Source organism: Shewanella cyperi (assembly GCF_017354985.1).
Taxonomy (GTDB): Bacteria; Pseudomonadota; Gammaproteobacteria; order Enterobacterales; family Shewanellaceae; genus Shewanella; species Shewanella cyperi.
In genome coordinates, this window is the sequence record NZ_CP071501.1 from 4035167 (window position 1) to 4049399 (window position 14233).

The 14233-nt window shown below is 54.0% G+C and carries 10 protein-coding genes; 2 read left to right on the top strand and 8 right to left on the bottom strand.

All coding sequences use genetic code 11. From position 1 onward, the window contains the following. The first annotated feature begins 87 nt into the window (after positions 1-87). Together JYB84_RS17940 and JYB84_RS17945 are read left to right on the top strand one after the other, a co-directional pair. Positions 88-936 (top strand): DMT family transporter, encoded by an 849-nt coding sequence (locus JYB84_RS17940; protein ID WP_207321362.1) that lies wholly within the window; start codon positions 88-90, stop codon positions 934-936. Between the two features lie 72 nt (positions 937-1008). Next, the gene (locus tag JYB84_RS17945) at positions 1009-1947 is read left to right on the top strand and encodes a pirin family protein (protein WP_207321363.1); all 939 of its coding nucleotides are present in this window, start codon (positions 1009-1011) and stop codon (positions 1945-1947) included. A 109-nt stretch (positions 1948-2056) separates the two neighbouring features. Here the strand turns inward: JYB84_RS17945 and JYB84_RS17950 are convergent, their stop codons facing one another. The 8 genes from JYB84_RS17950 to JYB84_RS17985 form a co-directional block, all read right to left on the bottom strand. Then, entirely contained in the window at positions 2057-4141 is a 2085-nt protein-coding gene (locus tag JYB84_RS17950; protein WP_207321364.1) for a M13 family metallopeptidase, read from the bottom strand. Between the two features lie 241 nt (positions 4142-4382). Further along, positions 4383-5681 (bottom strand): phospholipase effector Tle1 domain-containing protein, encoded by a 1299-nt coding sequence (locus JYB84_RS17955; RefSeq protein WP_207321365.1) that lies wholly within the window; start codon positions 5679-5681, stop codon positions 4383-4385. Between the two features lie 143 nt (positions 5682-5824). After that, on the bottom strand, positions 5825-6985 hold the full coding sequence (locus tag JYB84_RS17960; protein ID WP_207321366.1) for a GGDEF domain-containing protein: 1161 nt from the start codon (positions 6983-6985) through the stop codon (positions 5825-5827). A 177-nt stretch (positions 6986-7162) separates the two neighbouring features. Further along, complete coding sequence (locus tag JYB84_RS17965; RefSeq protein WP_207321367.1) at positions 7163-8248, bottom strand: energy transducer TonB; 1086 nt, start codon at positions 8246-8248, stop codon at positions 7163-7165. Positions 8249-8418: 170 nt separating this feature from the next. Further along, complete coding sequence (locus tag JYB84_RS17970; RefSeq protein WP_207321368.1) at positions 8419-11145, bottom strand: M16 family metallopeptidase; 2727 nt, start codon at positions 11143-11145, stop codon at positions 8419-8421. 257 nt (positions 11146-11402) lie between these two features. Then, positions 11403-12758 (bottom strand): glutathione-disulfide reductase, encoded by a 1356-nt coding sequence (gene gorA, locus JYB84_RS17975; protein WP_207321369.1) that lies wholly within the window; start codon positions 12756-12758, stop codon positions 11403-11405. 115 nt (positions 12759-12873) lie between these two features. Next, complete coding sequence (locus JYB84_RS17980) at positions 12874-13326, bottom strand: hypothetical protein (RefSeq protein WP_207321370.1); 453 nt, start codon at positions 13324-13326, stop codon at positions 12874-12876. Positions 13327-13374: 48 nt separating this feature from the next. Next, positions 13375-14061 (bottom strand): hypothetical protein, encoded by a 687-nt coding sequence (locus JYB84_RS17985; protein ID WP_207321371.1) that lies wholly within the window; start codon positions 14059-14061, stop codon positions 13375-13377. Between the last annotated feature and the right edge of the window lie 172 nt (positions 14062-14233).

Consider the following 14233-nt stretch of genomic DNA (forward strand, 5'->3'; position numbering starts at 1 on the left):
CTTTTAGCCGCCTCTCTTTGGGCGGCTTTTTTATCATTCAAAGCCTTAACTATACTTGCTGCACCTGTTCGAAATCTCGGAACTCCAATGCCGCCCCTGCGTTTAACCCTGCTCACCCTGCTGACCCTGTGTGCCTTTGCCGGCAATTCGCTGTTGTGCCGTGCCGCCCTGAGTCAAACCAGCATAGATGCCGCCAGTTTTACCAGCCTCAGGCTGATGTCCGGCGCCCTGATGCTGGGACTGATAGCCAGACTGAACAGGCAAGGTGCCCCGGGGCGCGGCAATTGGCTTTCCGGCCTAGCACTGTGGGTGTATGCCGCCGGCTTTTCCCTGTCTTATCTGCAACTGAGCACCGCCATGGGGGCCTTGATCCTGTTCGGCGCGGTGCAATTCACCATGATAGGAGTGGGGCTGGTACGTGGTGAGCGCCTGACACTGTACCAATGGCTGGGGCTGGTTCTGGCCTTTGGCGGCCTTGTCGGACTCTTGCTGCCTGGGCTGGCAGCGCCGCCACTGGTGGGCGCGCTGCTGATGCTCAGCGCGGGCATCGCCTGGGGCATCTATTCCTTGCGGGGCCGCAAAGGTGGCGATCCGCTGCGGGTTAACGCCGGAAATTTTCTCTATGCCCTGGTCCCCGCTCTGCTGTTCAGCCTTATCTGGCCCGGCGACACTTCTTGGGATTACCCCGGCATAGGATACGCCCTGGCCTCCGGCGCCCTGGCATCAGGAATAGGCTATGCCATCTGGTACCGGGTACTGCCCGAACTCAAAGCCAGTACCGCCGCCAGCGTACAGCTGAGCGTGCCCGTGCTGGCATCCCTCGGCGGCATAGTTTTTCTGGGGGAATCCCTGAGCCTGAGACTGGTACTGGCAAGCATCGCCATCCTCGGCGGCATATTGCTGGTCATTCTGGCCAGGACGGCAAGCAAATCCTGAATCCAGTGGGTATTTGCCAATAGCGCAGCTTTGAGTAAGGCTAAAGGTATCCCCTGGCAAACCGGAGTCAGCATGAGTGAACGTCAATCCCCGCAATTTTATGGCGGCCCAAGAGAGTGCCCCAGTAACGAGGGGCGCAGGCAAATTCAGCGCATCCTGCCGAGGATCAGCGATGTGGGTGGTATTCCCGTGGCCCGCGCCATACCGCAGAAGGACAGGCGCCTGATTGGCCCCTGGTGCTTCCTCGACCATATAGGCCCGGTCACCGATGGCCCGGCACTGGACGTGGGTCCTCACCCCCATATAGGGCTGCAGACCTTCACCTGGATGCTGGAGGGGGAGATATTACACCGCGACAGCCTGGGCAGCGCCCAGGTTATAAGCCCGGGTCAGGTCAACCTGATGACCGCCGGCTATGGCATAGCCCACACCGAAGAAGCCGTGCCGGGTCATCGCCGGGTACACGCGGCCCAGCTGTGGATTGCCTTGCCGCTGGCCCACAAGGATACCCAACCACGCTTCGATCATTACCCCTCACTGCCGCGCTGGACCGAGGTCGGGGTCGAATTTACCTTGCTGACCGGTCAATGGCTGGAACACCAGGCCCCCGTGCTGCACTTTTCCCCGATCCTCGGTATGGATCTGTATCTGCCCGCCACGGCAGAAACGCCGGTCAGCTTGTCGCTGCCTTTGCAACCCGGATTCGAATACGGCCTGATGCCGATGGAGGGCCAATTCAGCGTCGATGATGAGGCGTTCAGCGACAATCAGCTGGCCTATCTGGGATTGGGGCGGGACTGTGTCGAACTGGAACTGCAGCCGGGTTGCCGCCTGCTGCTCTTGGGTGGCGAGCCCTTAAGCGATGCGGTCAGCATCTGGTGGAACTTTGTCGGCCACAGCAAGGAAGAAATCGCCGAAGCCCAGGCCCAGTGGCTGGCTGAAGATCCGCGCTTTGGCACAGTGCCGGGTTATAGGGGCAAACGCCTTGTGCCACCGCCGTTGCCCTGGTAGCGCCCCCTTATATGAAGGCCAAAACATGCACAGCCAGATACATGTGTAAGGAGATAGCTAGTAAAAGACCGCCATCAAGGCGGTCTTTTTTAATGGGTTAATCCAAGGATTACCAAATCTTGACCCTGTCCTCGGGGGCCAGATACAGGGCATCACCGGGCTTAACGTTAAAGGCCTGGTACCAGGCATCCAGGTTACGCACCGTCAGAGCGCGGTAGTTGCCGGGGGCGTGACCATCGGTGGCGATACGCTGGCGCATGGCCGGTTCGCGCATCTTGGTGGCCCAGGTCTGGGCATAGCCGATGAAGAAGCGCTGATCGCCGCTGAAGCCGTCGATCACCGGTGCTTCCTTGCCTTTGAGGGAGGCACGATACGCATCGTAAGCGGCCGCGAGACCAGCCACGTCAGCAATGTTCTCACCCAGGGTCAGCTTGCCGTTCACATGCAGATCCGGGAACGGCTGGTAAGCGTCGAACTGGCCTGCCAAGGCATTACCCTGCTGGGCAAAGTGATCAAAGTCTTCCTTGGTCCACCAGTTGCGCATGGCGCCTGTGCTGTCGAAGGCCGCACCGTTGTTGTCGAAGCTGTGGCTGATCTCATGGCCTATCACGGCACCTATGGCGCCATAGTTGTAGGCATCATCGGCATTGGGATCGAAGAAGGGTGGTTGCAGGATACCGGCCGGGAAGTTAAGCGCGTTTTGCACCGGCAGGTTGACCGCGTTCACTATCTGGGCCGTCATCCACCATTCGCCCTTGTCCTGGGGTTGACCTATCTTGGCCAGCTGGTGAGCATACTCGGCCTGCTGTCCGGCAATTTGGTTGGCATAGGCATTGCTGGCCTTGACCTTATAGTGGCCGTAGTCGCGCCAGTTGTCGGGATAACCCACACTCACCACCAGGGATGCCACCTTGGCCAGGGCTTCCTGTTTGGTGGCTGGCGCCATCCAATCTATCTGCTCAACCCTGTTGTGGAAGGCGGCGATGATCTGCTTGGTCATGTCGCTGACCTTGGCCTTGGCCGAGGCAGGGAAATACTTGTCCACATAGGCCTTGCCGACCGCATCGCCCAAATAGTCATCCAGGGCGCTGAGGGCGCGCTTGTCACGACTGCGCTGCTGTGGGGTACCGGACAGGGTGGTACCATAGAAGTCAAAGTGGGCCTGATCCACAGCCGTAGGCAGCACGTCTGCATGGCTGTTGATCTGATGGAATGCCAGCCAATCCTGCCAGGATTGCAGTGGCTCGGACGCCACCAGGGCCGACAGGGCCGTGATGGCCGGAGCGTGATAGGCGGCAAAGCGACCCTGCTTGCCCAGCTGCGCCGCCGTCATAAAGGCCTGCCAGTCGATACCGGGTGCCTTGGCATCAAAGTCAGCACGACTCCAGATGGCCGACGACTTGCTGAAATCTTCGCTGTCTTCGCGGCTGACATGGGCCTGGGCAATCTTCAGCTCCAGGGCATAAATCCGTTTGGCACGGGCCTCGGCATCCTCCATACCCGCGGTCTGCAGCAATTTGGCGATATAAGCCTGGTAGGCGGTGCGGATCTCCTGCATCTTGGGATCGTCGGACAGATAGTATTCCCTCTCTGGCAGACCCAGACCACCCTGCAACATGTAGGGCAAGACTTCGCCCGGCGTTGACAGGCCCTGGGTTACAAAGATCCCGAACAGGTTTTCGGTGAAGTAGTTGGTGGCATTGAGTGGGTCCACATCGGCGCGCAGGTTGGCGCCCAGGGCTGCCGACAGCTCGGCCTTGTTGCTGATGGCCGCAAAGCGGGCCAGATCGGCCTGCACCGGCTTCATACCGGCGGCATCGATGGCGGCCGTGTCCAGATAAGCATGGTAAAAATCGGCGATGCGGGCATTGTCACTGCCGGGGGCATGCTTGGCCTTAACCAGCGCATCTATAAGCTCGGCCTTGTGCTTTTCTGTCTCCAGGAAAGCCACCAGGAATGCGCCTGTGCTGGAGCGATCATCCGGGATCTTGGTGGTTTTCATCCACTCGCCATTGGCGTAGTTATAAAAATCATCACCGGGCTTTTTCGATAAATCCATGGCCTGCAAATTAATACCTGCCAGGCTTTGGCTTGCCATGGCATTGACCGGCGTTTGTGCCTGGCTTGGGATGGCAGCAACGCCCCCCAATACTGTTGCGCCTGTCAGCAAGGCCGCTGCGATACGGTTCAACATCTGTAGTTCCTTTTATCGTTATATTTCAACTTATATTGCAAGAGTCGACAACGCAGAAAAGTCTACTCCATTGTCGGCAGGGAGCTGCAAACAAAAATGTGTATTTATGTGTTGAATATGGCCTTGGCAGCCAGGACGAACTCAGCAGCGTCATTCAATTATGGGAGTTACCAGAGGGCGCGCGTCCAAACATCCAAATGCGCATCAGCTGCCCGACCGCACCAGGCCGGGCAGCTGTAGATCAGGCTGCAAATCTCAAACCATAGCTGGCACCATTTTTCCAGACGCACCTAGCCTTGGTTGGACCTGTCAATTCACTGTCCAGTGACAGCCTGTCACCTACCAGCAGATCGCCCTGATACTGAATACGGGCGCCTTCTTTGCTGAAGTCCAGCAATTGGCAACTGGCATCCATCTTATCCTTGTGCAGCATGGCCTGGATGTGGCCACCCTTGAAACGCTCCTGAGCTCGGCGATCTGCCTCGCGGGTATTTTGCACATCTGACTTGGCAACGGCCTCTTCATGCTGTGGCACTTCCGACTCGCTAACCAATTCAGGATTGCCAGGCATGTATGTGCCTTCGGCCATACGCTGCTTGACACTGGCATGAAGACTGACATTGATGGGTGAACTTTGGGGATCACCGTAAACCTGCCGCAATTCGGGTTTGGCGCCCAATTTTTCCAACATTCGGTAACTCCAGGAATAGGAGTTGTGGGCAGTCATCTTGAGATCCGGTTTGCAATGGTGAGCCAAATAGTGCTCATCAAAGTCCAGCCCCAGAGCTTGCGCCTTATTCACCATCCATTGCAATGGCATATCGGACAACCCGGACTCTTCATAGCCACCGGTCACATCGGCATGGGCGCCGACAAACCAGCACTGCTCAATGTGTTGCTTGTCGAGCTGGGAGCCGGCCCACAGATCCGGCTGATAATTGTGTCGCCTTTCATCCAGGGCCAGGGCTTGAAAAGCATTATTCACCGAGGGACTGATTTGGGTATCGTAAAAGCCAATCCAACTGCGGGTTAAACGATTAAGCAGCGGCAGCGGCGCACCACGGGCACCGACGGAATCGAACACCCCCAACATGCGTATGTCGGGACGAATATTGCCTTCATAGTGGGTGGCGGTGCGCTTGTGTTCCGGCGTGCGGTAATAGCGGTAAATTTTCGACAGCTTGCCTAAATCTTCTCTGGCCACCAGACCGACCGCATCAATCAGGCCTGTCAGCGCCCTGGCAGTATGGGCCCCGCGGCTGGCGCCGAAAACATACACCTCATCGCCCGGTTGATAGTTGTGGACAATAAAACGGTATGCATTCAGCACATTGCGCTTCATGCCATAACCCAAGGTGCCGGCAATCAATCTACTGATGGGATTGATACCCAGCCCCTGATCGTAAAACACCACCTGATGTTTGCCATCGGCTGCGATGGGCCTGATGGCTCGAACCATTTTCACCGCATTGGTCGGATTCTCATCCGGCGCATTCCAGGTCCCGTCACAACAGATGACGATGCGTTTGGCCGCGTTCATAGTTACACTCCTTCCACAGGGAAATAGCAGCAAGCCTCGACATTGGCGCCGATACAGTGGAATGAGTATAGTTGAACATTGATTAAAAAGTGACCAGGCCTGACGATGTAAAAGCAGGCTCAAGCCCTATGATTGCTGGTGTCTCAGTGCGATCTTGGATCTGAATCGCAAAATTTATAGCCCCGCTTTCCGGCTTGCTTTATTTGGTACATGGCCGCGTCGGCCTGCTCTATTAGTTGCTTTAATTCATTGCCGTTTTCTGGGTACAGACTGATACCTATACTGGCCCCCAGGCTGTAAGCTTTGTTGCCAATCACAACATCCTCAGCCAACTGAGTCACCAACTTATTGGCCACCTCCTGTACCTGGGCATGGTTTTCCAACTGCGTGGCTATGATGATAAATTCATCACCGCCGATCCGGGCGCAAATATCTGTGCTTCGGGTACTGCTCCTGAGCCGCTCCGCCACCACCTTCAACACTTCATCTCCGGTACCGTGGCCCGCCTTGTCGTTGATGGGTTTGAAATTGTCCAGATCGATATAAAAAATGGCCATTAATTGGTGGGGCCGGTTTGCCAACAGCACGGCTTTCTCAAAAATATTGTGCAAATACCTTTTGTTTTTGAGTCCGGTAAGGGGATCGTGGTGGGCCAGCTCCAATGCTTTTTCCTCTGCATCCAGCAAGCGCTTTTGCAAGCTGAACAAAATGGCGGCCAAGAGTGCCAGATACAACACCAGAGTCAGACCTGTGCCAATCATAAATCCCGGTAACTGCCAGCTTGGCATCAGATACATCAGGGGGTAGGACAGCCAGTGCAGCGTCAACAAGGCCGCTGCCACAGCTGCCGCGGTCATGAAAACAATTGGCATCATTTGTCTGTGCTTCACAATGACAAATGCAAAGCAGCCAAGGTACACCAGGTTAAAGATCACCAAGCTGGCTCGCCCGGCCCACAAGGGTATGTCGGTCAGCAACACCAACAACAGCCACAGCTCTGCCGCCAAGGTACCTGCCCACAGCCAAACCTGCCCGGGCTTCAAACCATAAAACTGCAGCACACCAGCCACCAGCAGCGCTTTTTCCAGCACAATCAAAGCAGCATAACTAACTAAGGTAAGTTCGAGATTTGATTGCTGTGCGTGCAGTAGCAAAGACAGCCGCGCCAACAGTGCGAAGAAGATAGCTGCTGCCCACAGCCTGGCACCGTCATTGGTTCTGGGTATCCGACTGACCAGGATAAACAAAATACAAATGACGAAGTAAATGGTGGAGCCAACGGTATGTTCTATTTGGTAAAACATAACACCTTGCTGCCGCTGATTATGAAAGGGGTGACCTTGCCGATCGCAAACGTATCCCGAAGAGTATAGACCCCTCCCGGGATCTGTTCATAAGTCACGGCATCGGGAAAGGTTGGCGAGTATGGATAGCCGGCACAGTTAATTCACAGTACCGGCCTCAAGGTGAAAGGATGGAGATTATTTTGCCAGCTCAAAATCAAGGCGCACCGTGCTTTCGGCGGCGACAGGTTTACCATCAACAAACTTGGGGGCATAACGCCAATCTTTCAAAGCTAAAAGAGATGCTTCTTCTATGGCTTTCACACCACTGGAGTCAATAATCTTAGGGTCTCTGACCTTACCATTTTCAGCAATGGTGAAACTAATATTCACCCACCCACTTTTTCCTCGCCTGGCGACAGAAACAGGAAACTTGGGCGCAATCTGCAACAGAGGTACCTGCTCCTGGTTATCATTCCAGGGACGCATTTTTCCTACTGCCTGACACTGTTCGGTGGCCTTATCCTCTTCCCCTTGATGTTCATATATTTCTATCAAACGGGTGCGCGCTGCCAAGGCGTAGGGGTGACTGAAATTCAAAGATTCATACTGCTTTATCACGTCCAGAAATAAGGGCTCTGCCTTGGAATATTGCTTATTGCCCAACTCGGCATTGGCGAGCAAATAGTTGGCCTTCACCCTGGCGGTCGCATTTTCCGGCAAATTGGCACTGAAGTATTGCTGGGCATCACGTATGTAAGCCAGCACCTCTCTGTCATAAAACTCAGTTCCTGTCAGACGCTCAAACGCCGTCATCTGGGTCAGGGCCAATAGCTGAGGATTTTTGGCCTTTTCGGCTATAGCAAGCGCCCGTCGGTAAAGGTTCCGGGCCTCTTTATTATTTCTGGACACGTCCGCTGTGATACTAAGGGCATCAATCAGCTCAATGGCATTGTTACCATAGTGTTTTTCAAAACTGGCAAGACTGCTTTGGGCTATGGCATGAGCTTCGTCCCAATGTCCACGAAAGCCTTGGGACTGATCTTGTCCCATGGCCGCAGCCAAATTAAGACCAACCGCGGCGTACTGCAGGTCTTCCTTGCCATATTTTGTCGCCGCCAACTCATAGGCCTTCAAACCATGGCTTACTGCACTGGCGTAATCTCCAGCCTCACTGGCTGATTGATAACTCTGATACTCATCGCTGAATTCGTCTGCCTGAATGGCAACAGAAATAGCAATACCCAAGGCAAAAAGAAGAGGCTTAACAGTCAATGTTTTCATCGTTAGTCCATTAAAAGAAGAAATGACGGGCAAAACTATCATGGGAAGGTGTGATTCACAATCTGCAAATTGCCACGACAAAGCATAAGAAACTGATATTATAAATTTTGTAATTTTGATTACAGATAAGAATGAATTAGGGACCCGAAGGTCCCTAATTCATAGGTCTGTTATTCAACCTTGCTAATATCACCCGCTTTTATCAGAGCAAAATCTTCGACTTTAATGTAATTACGGAACACCTTCGTCAAATCCTCTGCCGTCAGTGCTTGAATTTGGGCTTCAAAATCCTTGTCAAAGTCCATGCTTCGCTCCAGCTTGAGATTCTTGCTTAAGGTGCGTACCAACTCTTTATCTTGGGCTCTACTCACCTTGCGTCCTTGTAACAATCCGGATTTGGCCGCTGCTACTTCGTCCGCAGTAAATCCATCCTTGAGCAGACGCGCAATCTCCTCCTTGAAGCCTGTCTCTACCTTGTTCAGGTTTTGCGGTGCGCAAATGGCATAGGCTCCAAGAATGGCCCTTTGGTCCTCACTTTCAAATTGCAAGAAAGAGCCGGCAGTATAGCTCAGGCCATCTTGTTGGCGCAGTCGCGTAGCCAAACGGGAGCTGAGGAAACCGCCGCCGAGAATATAGTTGCCTAATGTTAAGGCCGGAGCATCGACGCTGGTATCACCGGCCGGCAGCTGCAATGAGGCGACGAAAGTCGCGTTTTCTTTATCTGGGGTATTAAAGCTGATCGGATTGGCATCCAATTTCTGGTATGGGCTATCAATCCTCTGATAATCCCGCTTGCCATTCCAGTTATTGGTCAGGCTCTCAAGGCTGTTAAGGGTTGTTTGCGTGTCAAAGTCACCAATCACCGCAATTTGCATCTGCTTGGCGCCATAAAACTCTTTGTGGTACTGCTTCAGCTGTTTCAAGTTTAGGGCATCGAGCTCTGCCAACTGTTCTTCAAAACTGCCTACGTGTCTTGGATCGTCTTTCTCATAGGGGCTCTGGTGTCGGCTGAAGGCGTTGAAAGCCAGCGCTTGGGGATCCTGCAAGTTTTGTTCAATGGCTACCTTGGCCTCGGCCCTGTATTGCTCAAACTCTTTTTCCGGGAATGTTGGATTTCGTAGCACATCCGTAACTATAGCCAAGACAGAAGTCAGCTTATCCTTTGTGGTTTCCAAGGTGAGGAACAAACTGCCATTGCCACTACCAATCTGGAGATTGGCCTGTAACTTGTCGAGTTCCTCTTTAATTTGTTCGCGGCTGTACTTGCTGCTACCACGCAGCAACATTTCACCCACGGCTTCGCCGACGGTATTCTTTCCTTTCAGGCTGGACAGGTCACCAAACTGGGCATTCATGCGCAGCACCACGGTTTCACCCCGGGTTTTCTTTGGCAGCAATGCCACCTGAGTGCCCGATTTCAACACCAAAGTCTGGGTTCGGCTGTCAATGCTGTCTTGAGAAGGGTCAAAGGCTTCGCCTTGTGCCACCAGCTCACGTCCCTTGTAGTCCTTCACCATGGCTGTCACATCAGCAACCGCGGGAATCTCTATCCGCTCAGGTTTTTCACTTGGAATGAAACGCCCCAAGGTACGGTTATTTTGAGCCAAGTAGTATTCTGCCACCCGCTGCACGTCGGCCAGCGTGACTTTCTCCAAACGATCCCGATTTAAGAACAGCAAACGCCAATCGCCCATGCCAAGCCATTCAGACAATTCAAGGGCAACGCGTTCCGATGAGTTAAATGCCAAGGTCAGATTTTTCAGCAGCGTACGTTTGGCCGTTTCAAGTTCTTTTTCGGTGATAGGTTGGCTTTGTATAGACTCCAAAGTATCAAGGAACACTTTTTGTGATTTATCTATATTGGCGGCCTTATCCAATTCAGCGATGAAAATGGCCAATCCCGGTTCCTGCCATTGGAAACCCATTCCATAAACCGAAGACGCCAACTTGTTTTCCACCATGGCCTTATGCAAACGGCCATTGGGAGTAGCACCGAGGATTTCATTCAGCAAATCAATCGCAGCATAGTCCTCGTGGGCACCTGGCGGCACATGATACATGCTTCCCAGTAATTGCACGTCGCCAACGCGGCGCACTGTCACCTGACGCTCACCGTCTTGAGCCGGCTCTTGGGTATAAAGCGGTTCCAAGGCGCGCTGAGGTTTGGGTATTGCACCAAATTTGGATTCAATCTTGCCCAGCATGACCTTGGAATCAAACTTGCCCGCAACTATCAGGGTCGCATTATCTGGCTGATAATATTTCTTATAAAATGCCTGTAGACGCTCTATGGAGACATTTTCCAAATCCGAGCGGGCACCAATGGTTGACTTACCATAATTGTGCCATTCAAAGGCGGTGCTCATCATGCGCTGCAGAGTGATACGCATGGGACTATTTTCACCCTTTTCAAACTCGTTACGCACCACAGTCATCTCAGTGTCGAGATCCTTTTTGGCGATAAAGGAATTGACCATACGGTCAGACTCCATGCTAAGCGCCCAATCAATATTCTCTTCGGTGGCCGCAAAGGTTTCGAAATAGTTGGTACGATCTGTCCAGGTGGTACCGTTTGGTCTGGCACCGTGGGAGCTCAACTCCGAAGGGATATCTTTATGATTGGGGCTGCCCTTGAACACCATATGTTCAAGCAGATGCGCCATGCCCGTCTCACCATAATTTTCATGTTTGGAGCCCACATGGTAGGTAACGTTGACTGTGACAGTTTCCTTGGTCGCATCGGGGAACAATAATACCTTCAAGCCATTATCAAGCCGATATTCGGTAATCCCCTCCACTTCAGTGACTTTGTCTGCTGCCAATGCAGTAAAGCTGCCCATGCCACCGAGAGCCAGTAACAGAGCGCTGGCAATGCGATTTTTTCGCAAAATTTTCATGCAATTTCCCTTTGTCTTGGTTGATATTCCTCCCAAAGCTAACAGCCTTTGATTGTTCATGCGAGAACAAAGGCTAAAAAATTTACCGTCATTCGTTTTGATTTAAGTCGCTTATTCAACGACCTATTGCCAATAAGCCCAGGTAGGGTATCAGCAATCGAAATTGACTTTGTTGGCTGTAATGGGACTAAAAAGCCGCATCAAGATGATGCGGCTTTATTTTTTGGATAGGGTGCAGGAGCTTGGCGCCAAAAGGCCTAACGCATGGTGACAAATTCTTCTGCACCGGTGGGGTGTATGGCCACTACCGCATCGAAATCGGCCTTGGTGGCGCCCATCTTGATAGCCACGCCGAAGCCCTGGAGTATTTCATCCATGCCGAAACCTATGCCGTGAATACCGACCACTGTCTCCTCGGGGCCGGCACACACCAGCTTCATCTTGCAGGACTGACGGTGGGCGGTAACGGCTGTGTACATGGAGGTGAAGGTCGAGTTGTAGACCTTGATATTATTCTCACCGTACTTGGCCCTGGCCTCGGGCTCGGTCAGGCCCATGGTGCCTATGGGGGGATGACTGAACACCACGGTCGGCACATTGGAATAGTCCATGCGCGCCTCTGGCATGTTACCGAACAGGCGCTCAGACAGCAGACGTCCGGCTTTCACCGCCACCGGGGTCAACTCAATGCCACCGGCCATGATGTCACCGACGCAATAGATGCCCTTGGCACGGGTGTTCTGCTGTTCATCCACCAGCACATAGCCCTGCTCATCCAGCTGTACATCGGTGTTCTCCAACCCTATGTTGCCTGTGGCCGGGCTGCGGCCAATGGCCCAGATAAGGCAATCCACTTCATGGCGCTCACCGTTTTCCAGCTCCAGCACCAGGGTGCCGTCCTGTTGCTTGTGAACCGCCTTGGGTACGGCATCCGTGTGCAGTGTGGGGCCCTGTGCCGCCATGGCATCCACCAGCGCCTGGCTGAGCATGGGGTCAAAACCCCGCAGCGGCGCATGGCGGCGGACAAATAGCTTGGTGTCACTGCCGAGGGCGTGCAGTACCCCGGCGATTTCCACGGCAATATAACCGGCACCGACTACGGCCACTCTCTTGGGCTGTTCGTTGAGGGCGAAAAAGCCGTTGGAGTCTATGCCATGTTCGGCACCGGGAATATCGGGAATGGTGGGCGCACCGCCGGTGGCGATCAGTATATGGTCGGCGCTGTAATGCTCACCGTTGACCTCTATGGTGTGATTATCGACAAAGCGACCATAGCCCTGCACCAGGGTGACACCATTGCTGGCAAAGCCGCGACCATAGGCAGCGTGAACCCGTTCGATGTAGGCCTCGCGACTGGCGACCAGGGTCGCCCAGTCGAATTTTTTCACATCCACATCAAAGCCGTAATCCTTGGCATACAGGTGAATGGCCTCGGCTATTTGGGCGCCGTACCACATGACTTTTTTGGGCACGCAACCAACGTTGACACAGGTGCCGCCCACTTGCTGAGCTTCAATCAACAGCACCTTGGCACCGCGGATGGCGGCGCGGTTGGCAGAGGCAATACCACCGCTGCCGGCGCCGAGGCAGATGTAGTCGTAGTGTTGGGCCATGAAATTCTCCGTAATCTTCGGTCGGCGGGTCTCTATCGAGGGGTGCTAGTTTGCCCCCATAGCGGCGGCGCTTGCAAGAGACCGGGGAGAATCAACAGATATTGCGGCAATGAAATCAGCGCCGGTATTGGCAGCGACCGTAGTCGTCAGGCTCCGGGCCATGGCCGCCGCAATCGAGACAACTCCACTCCTTGCGCCTGACCGTCAGCTCTTCTTTCTGGTAGCCGGCCCCCTGGCTGCGGACGGCAGCTTCCAGGTGATCCAATCTGGCATCCAGCCAACGACAGGCAGGGTCGTTGGCCACCAGCTGGCGCTCAACCTTGGTCTTGCTGATCGTCTTTTTGCTCTGTTTCACTTTGCCGGATTGGCGTTTAGGGGCTTGTGTGGCCTGCGGCAGATGAATTTCCAGTGCCGGGCGGCTTTCGGGCACGGCCAAAGGCTGGCCCTTATCGTCCAGAACTGCGTCTTTGGGGGGTAAATACTGATTATTGAGCACATCGGCACCCAAGGCGCCAACACTGAACAGCAAGAGACCGGCCCAAAGCCGGTAGCGATTTATGGCAGACATTTCCTTGTCCCGGATCCATTCCCTGATTCAGGCAAGCATAGCGGATATTCAGAATTCCCGACTCAGGTGCAGGCTAATAAAATTAAGATCGCCTTCCTCATCATCCAGGATCACATCTCCCTGGGCCTCACTGTGTGCCAACTGCAGGGTTGTGGACCAACCGTCATCCAGGGTCCAGATTGCCTTAACTCCCCACTGTAAATGATTGCGGCCGCTGTGGAGTTCCGTCATGTACTGATAGTCCAGGCCCTGGGTAACGAAAGGCGTTAACTCCAGCGACTCTGTCAACTGCCAATGGCTGTAAAGACTGAGTTCGACAAAATAACCGGCGGCATCACTGCTGTAGGTATAGGCCACCACAGGCACCAAACGCGGCTCCAGCCACCAGGCCAGGCTGGCAAACCATTCATTGTCGGAGAAAGGCTCGTCGGCCACTATCTCCACCCTTTGGTACCCCAGACTGCCACGCCAGTCATCCCCCAGCGGCAGCTCATATTCCAGCCCCAGATTCCACTCACTGAAAAACTCACTGTCACCGCGGGCCAGGGTGGCGTAGGCCGTCAAGCTATCAACCGAAACGGCAGCCCCGCCCCACCAAACGCCGCCCCGGCCTATATTGTCGCGGCCCTCGGACACATATTGGCTGTCCCAGCCCAGATCCAGCCAGTAGCCAGTGTCGGCTTGGCTGGCACAGGTGAACAGGATTAGCGGTAATAAAGACAAGGAGCTTTTCATTACAGGGGTCCGGCATTAAACACAGGCATAGCATAGCCTATTCAGCACCGGCTTAAATGAGAACAGATATCATTTGAGATCCACACAGCATTTTTCCGCTGAACTTTATACGGTACGCGGTTATTTGATCGCCAGCACTGTTAAAGGGCGCATAAGCTGCTAAATGCGATCA

Bases quoted from the DNA above. Each gene is read 5' to 3' on its own strand.
- JYB84_RS17940 (WP_207321362.1), top strand. From the start codon at position 88: ATGCCGCCCCTGCGTTTAACCCTGCTCACCCTGCTGACCCTGTGTGCC.
- JYB84_RS17945 (WP_207321363.1), top strand. From the start codon at position 1,009: ATGAGTGAACGTCAATCCCCGCAATTTTATGGCGGCCCAAGAGAGTGC.
- JYB84_RS17950 (WP_207321364.1), bottom strand. From the start codon at position 4,141: ATGTTGAACCGTATCGCAGCGGCCTTGCTGACAGGCGCAACAGTATTG.
- JYB84_RS17955 (WP_207321365.1), bottom strand. From the start codon at position 5,681: ATGAACGCGGCCAAACGCATCGTCATCTGTTGTGACGGGACCTGGAAT.
- JYB84_RS17960 (WP_207321366.1), bottom strand. From the start codon at position 6,985: ATGTTTTACCAAATAGAACATACCGTTGGCTCCACCATTTACTTCGTC.
- JYB84_RS17965 (WP_207321367.1), bottom strand. From the start codon at position 8,248: ATGAAAACATTGACTGTTAAGCCTCTTCTTTTTGCCTTGGGTATTGCT.
- JYB84_RS17970 (WP_207321368.1), bottom strand. From the start codon at position 11,145: ATGAAAATTTTGCGAAAAAATCGCATTGCCAGCGCTCTGTTACTGGCT.
- gorA (WP_207321369.1), bottom strand. From the start codon at position 12,758: ATGGCCCAACACTACGACTACATCTGCCTCGGCGCCGGCAGCGGTGGT.
- JYB84_RS17980 (WP_207321370.1), bottom strand. From the start codon at position 13,326: ATGTCTGCCATAAATCGCTACCGGCTTTGGGCCGGTCTCTTGCTGTTC.
- JYB84_RS17985 (WP_207321371.1), bottom strand. From the start codon at position 14,061: ATGAAAAGCTCCTTGTCTTTATTACCGCTAATCCTGTTCACCTGTGCC.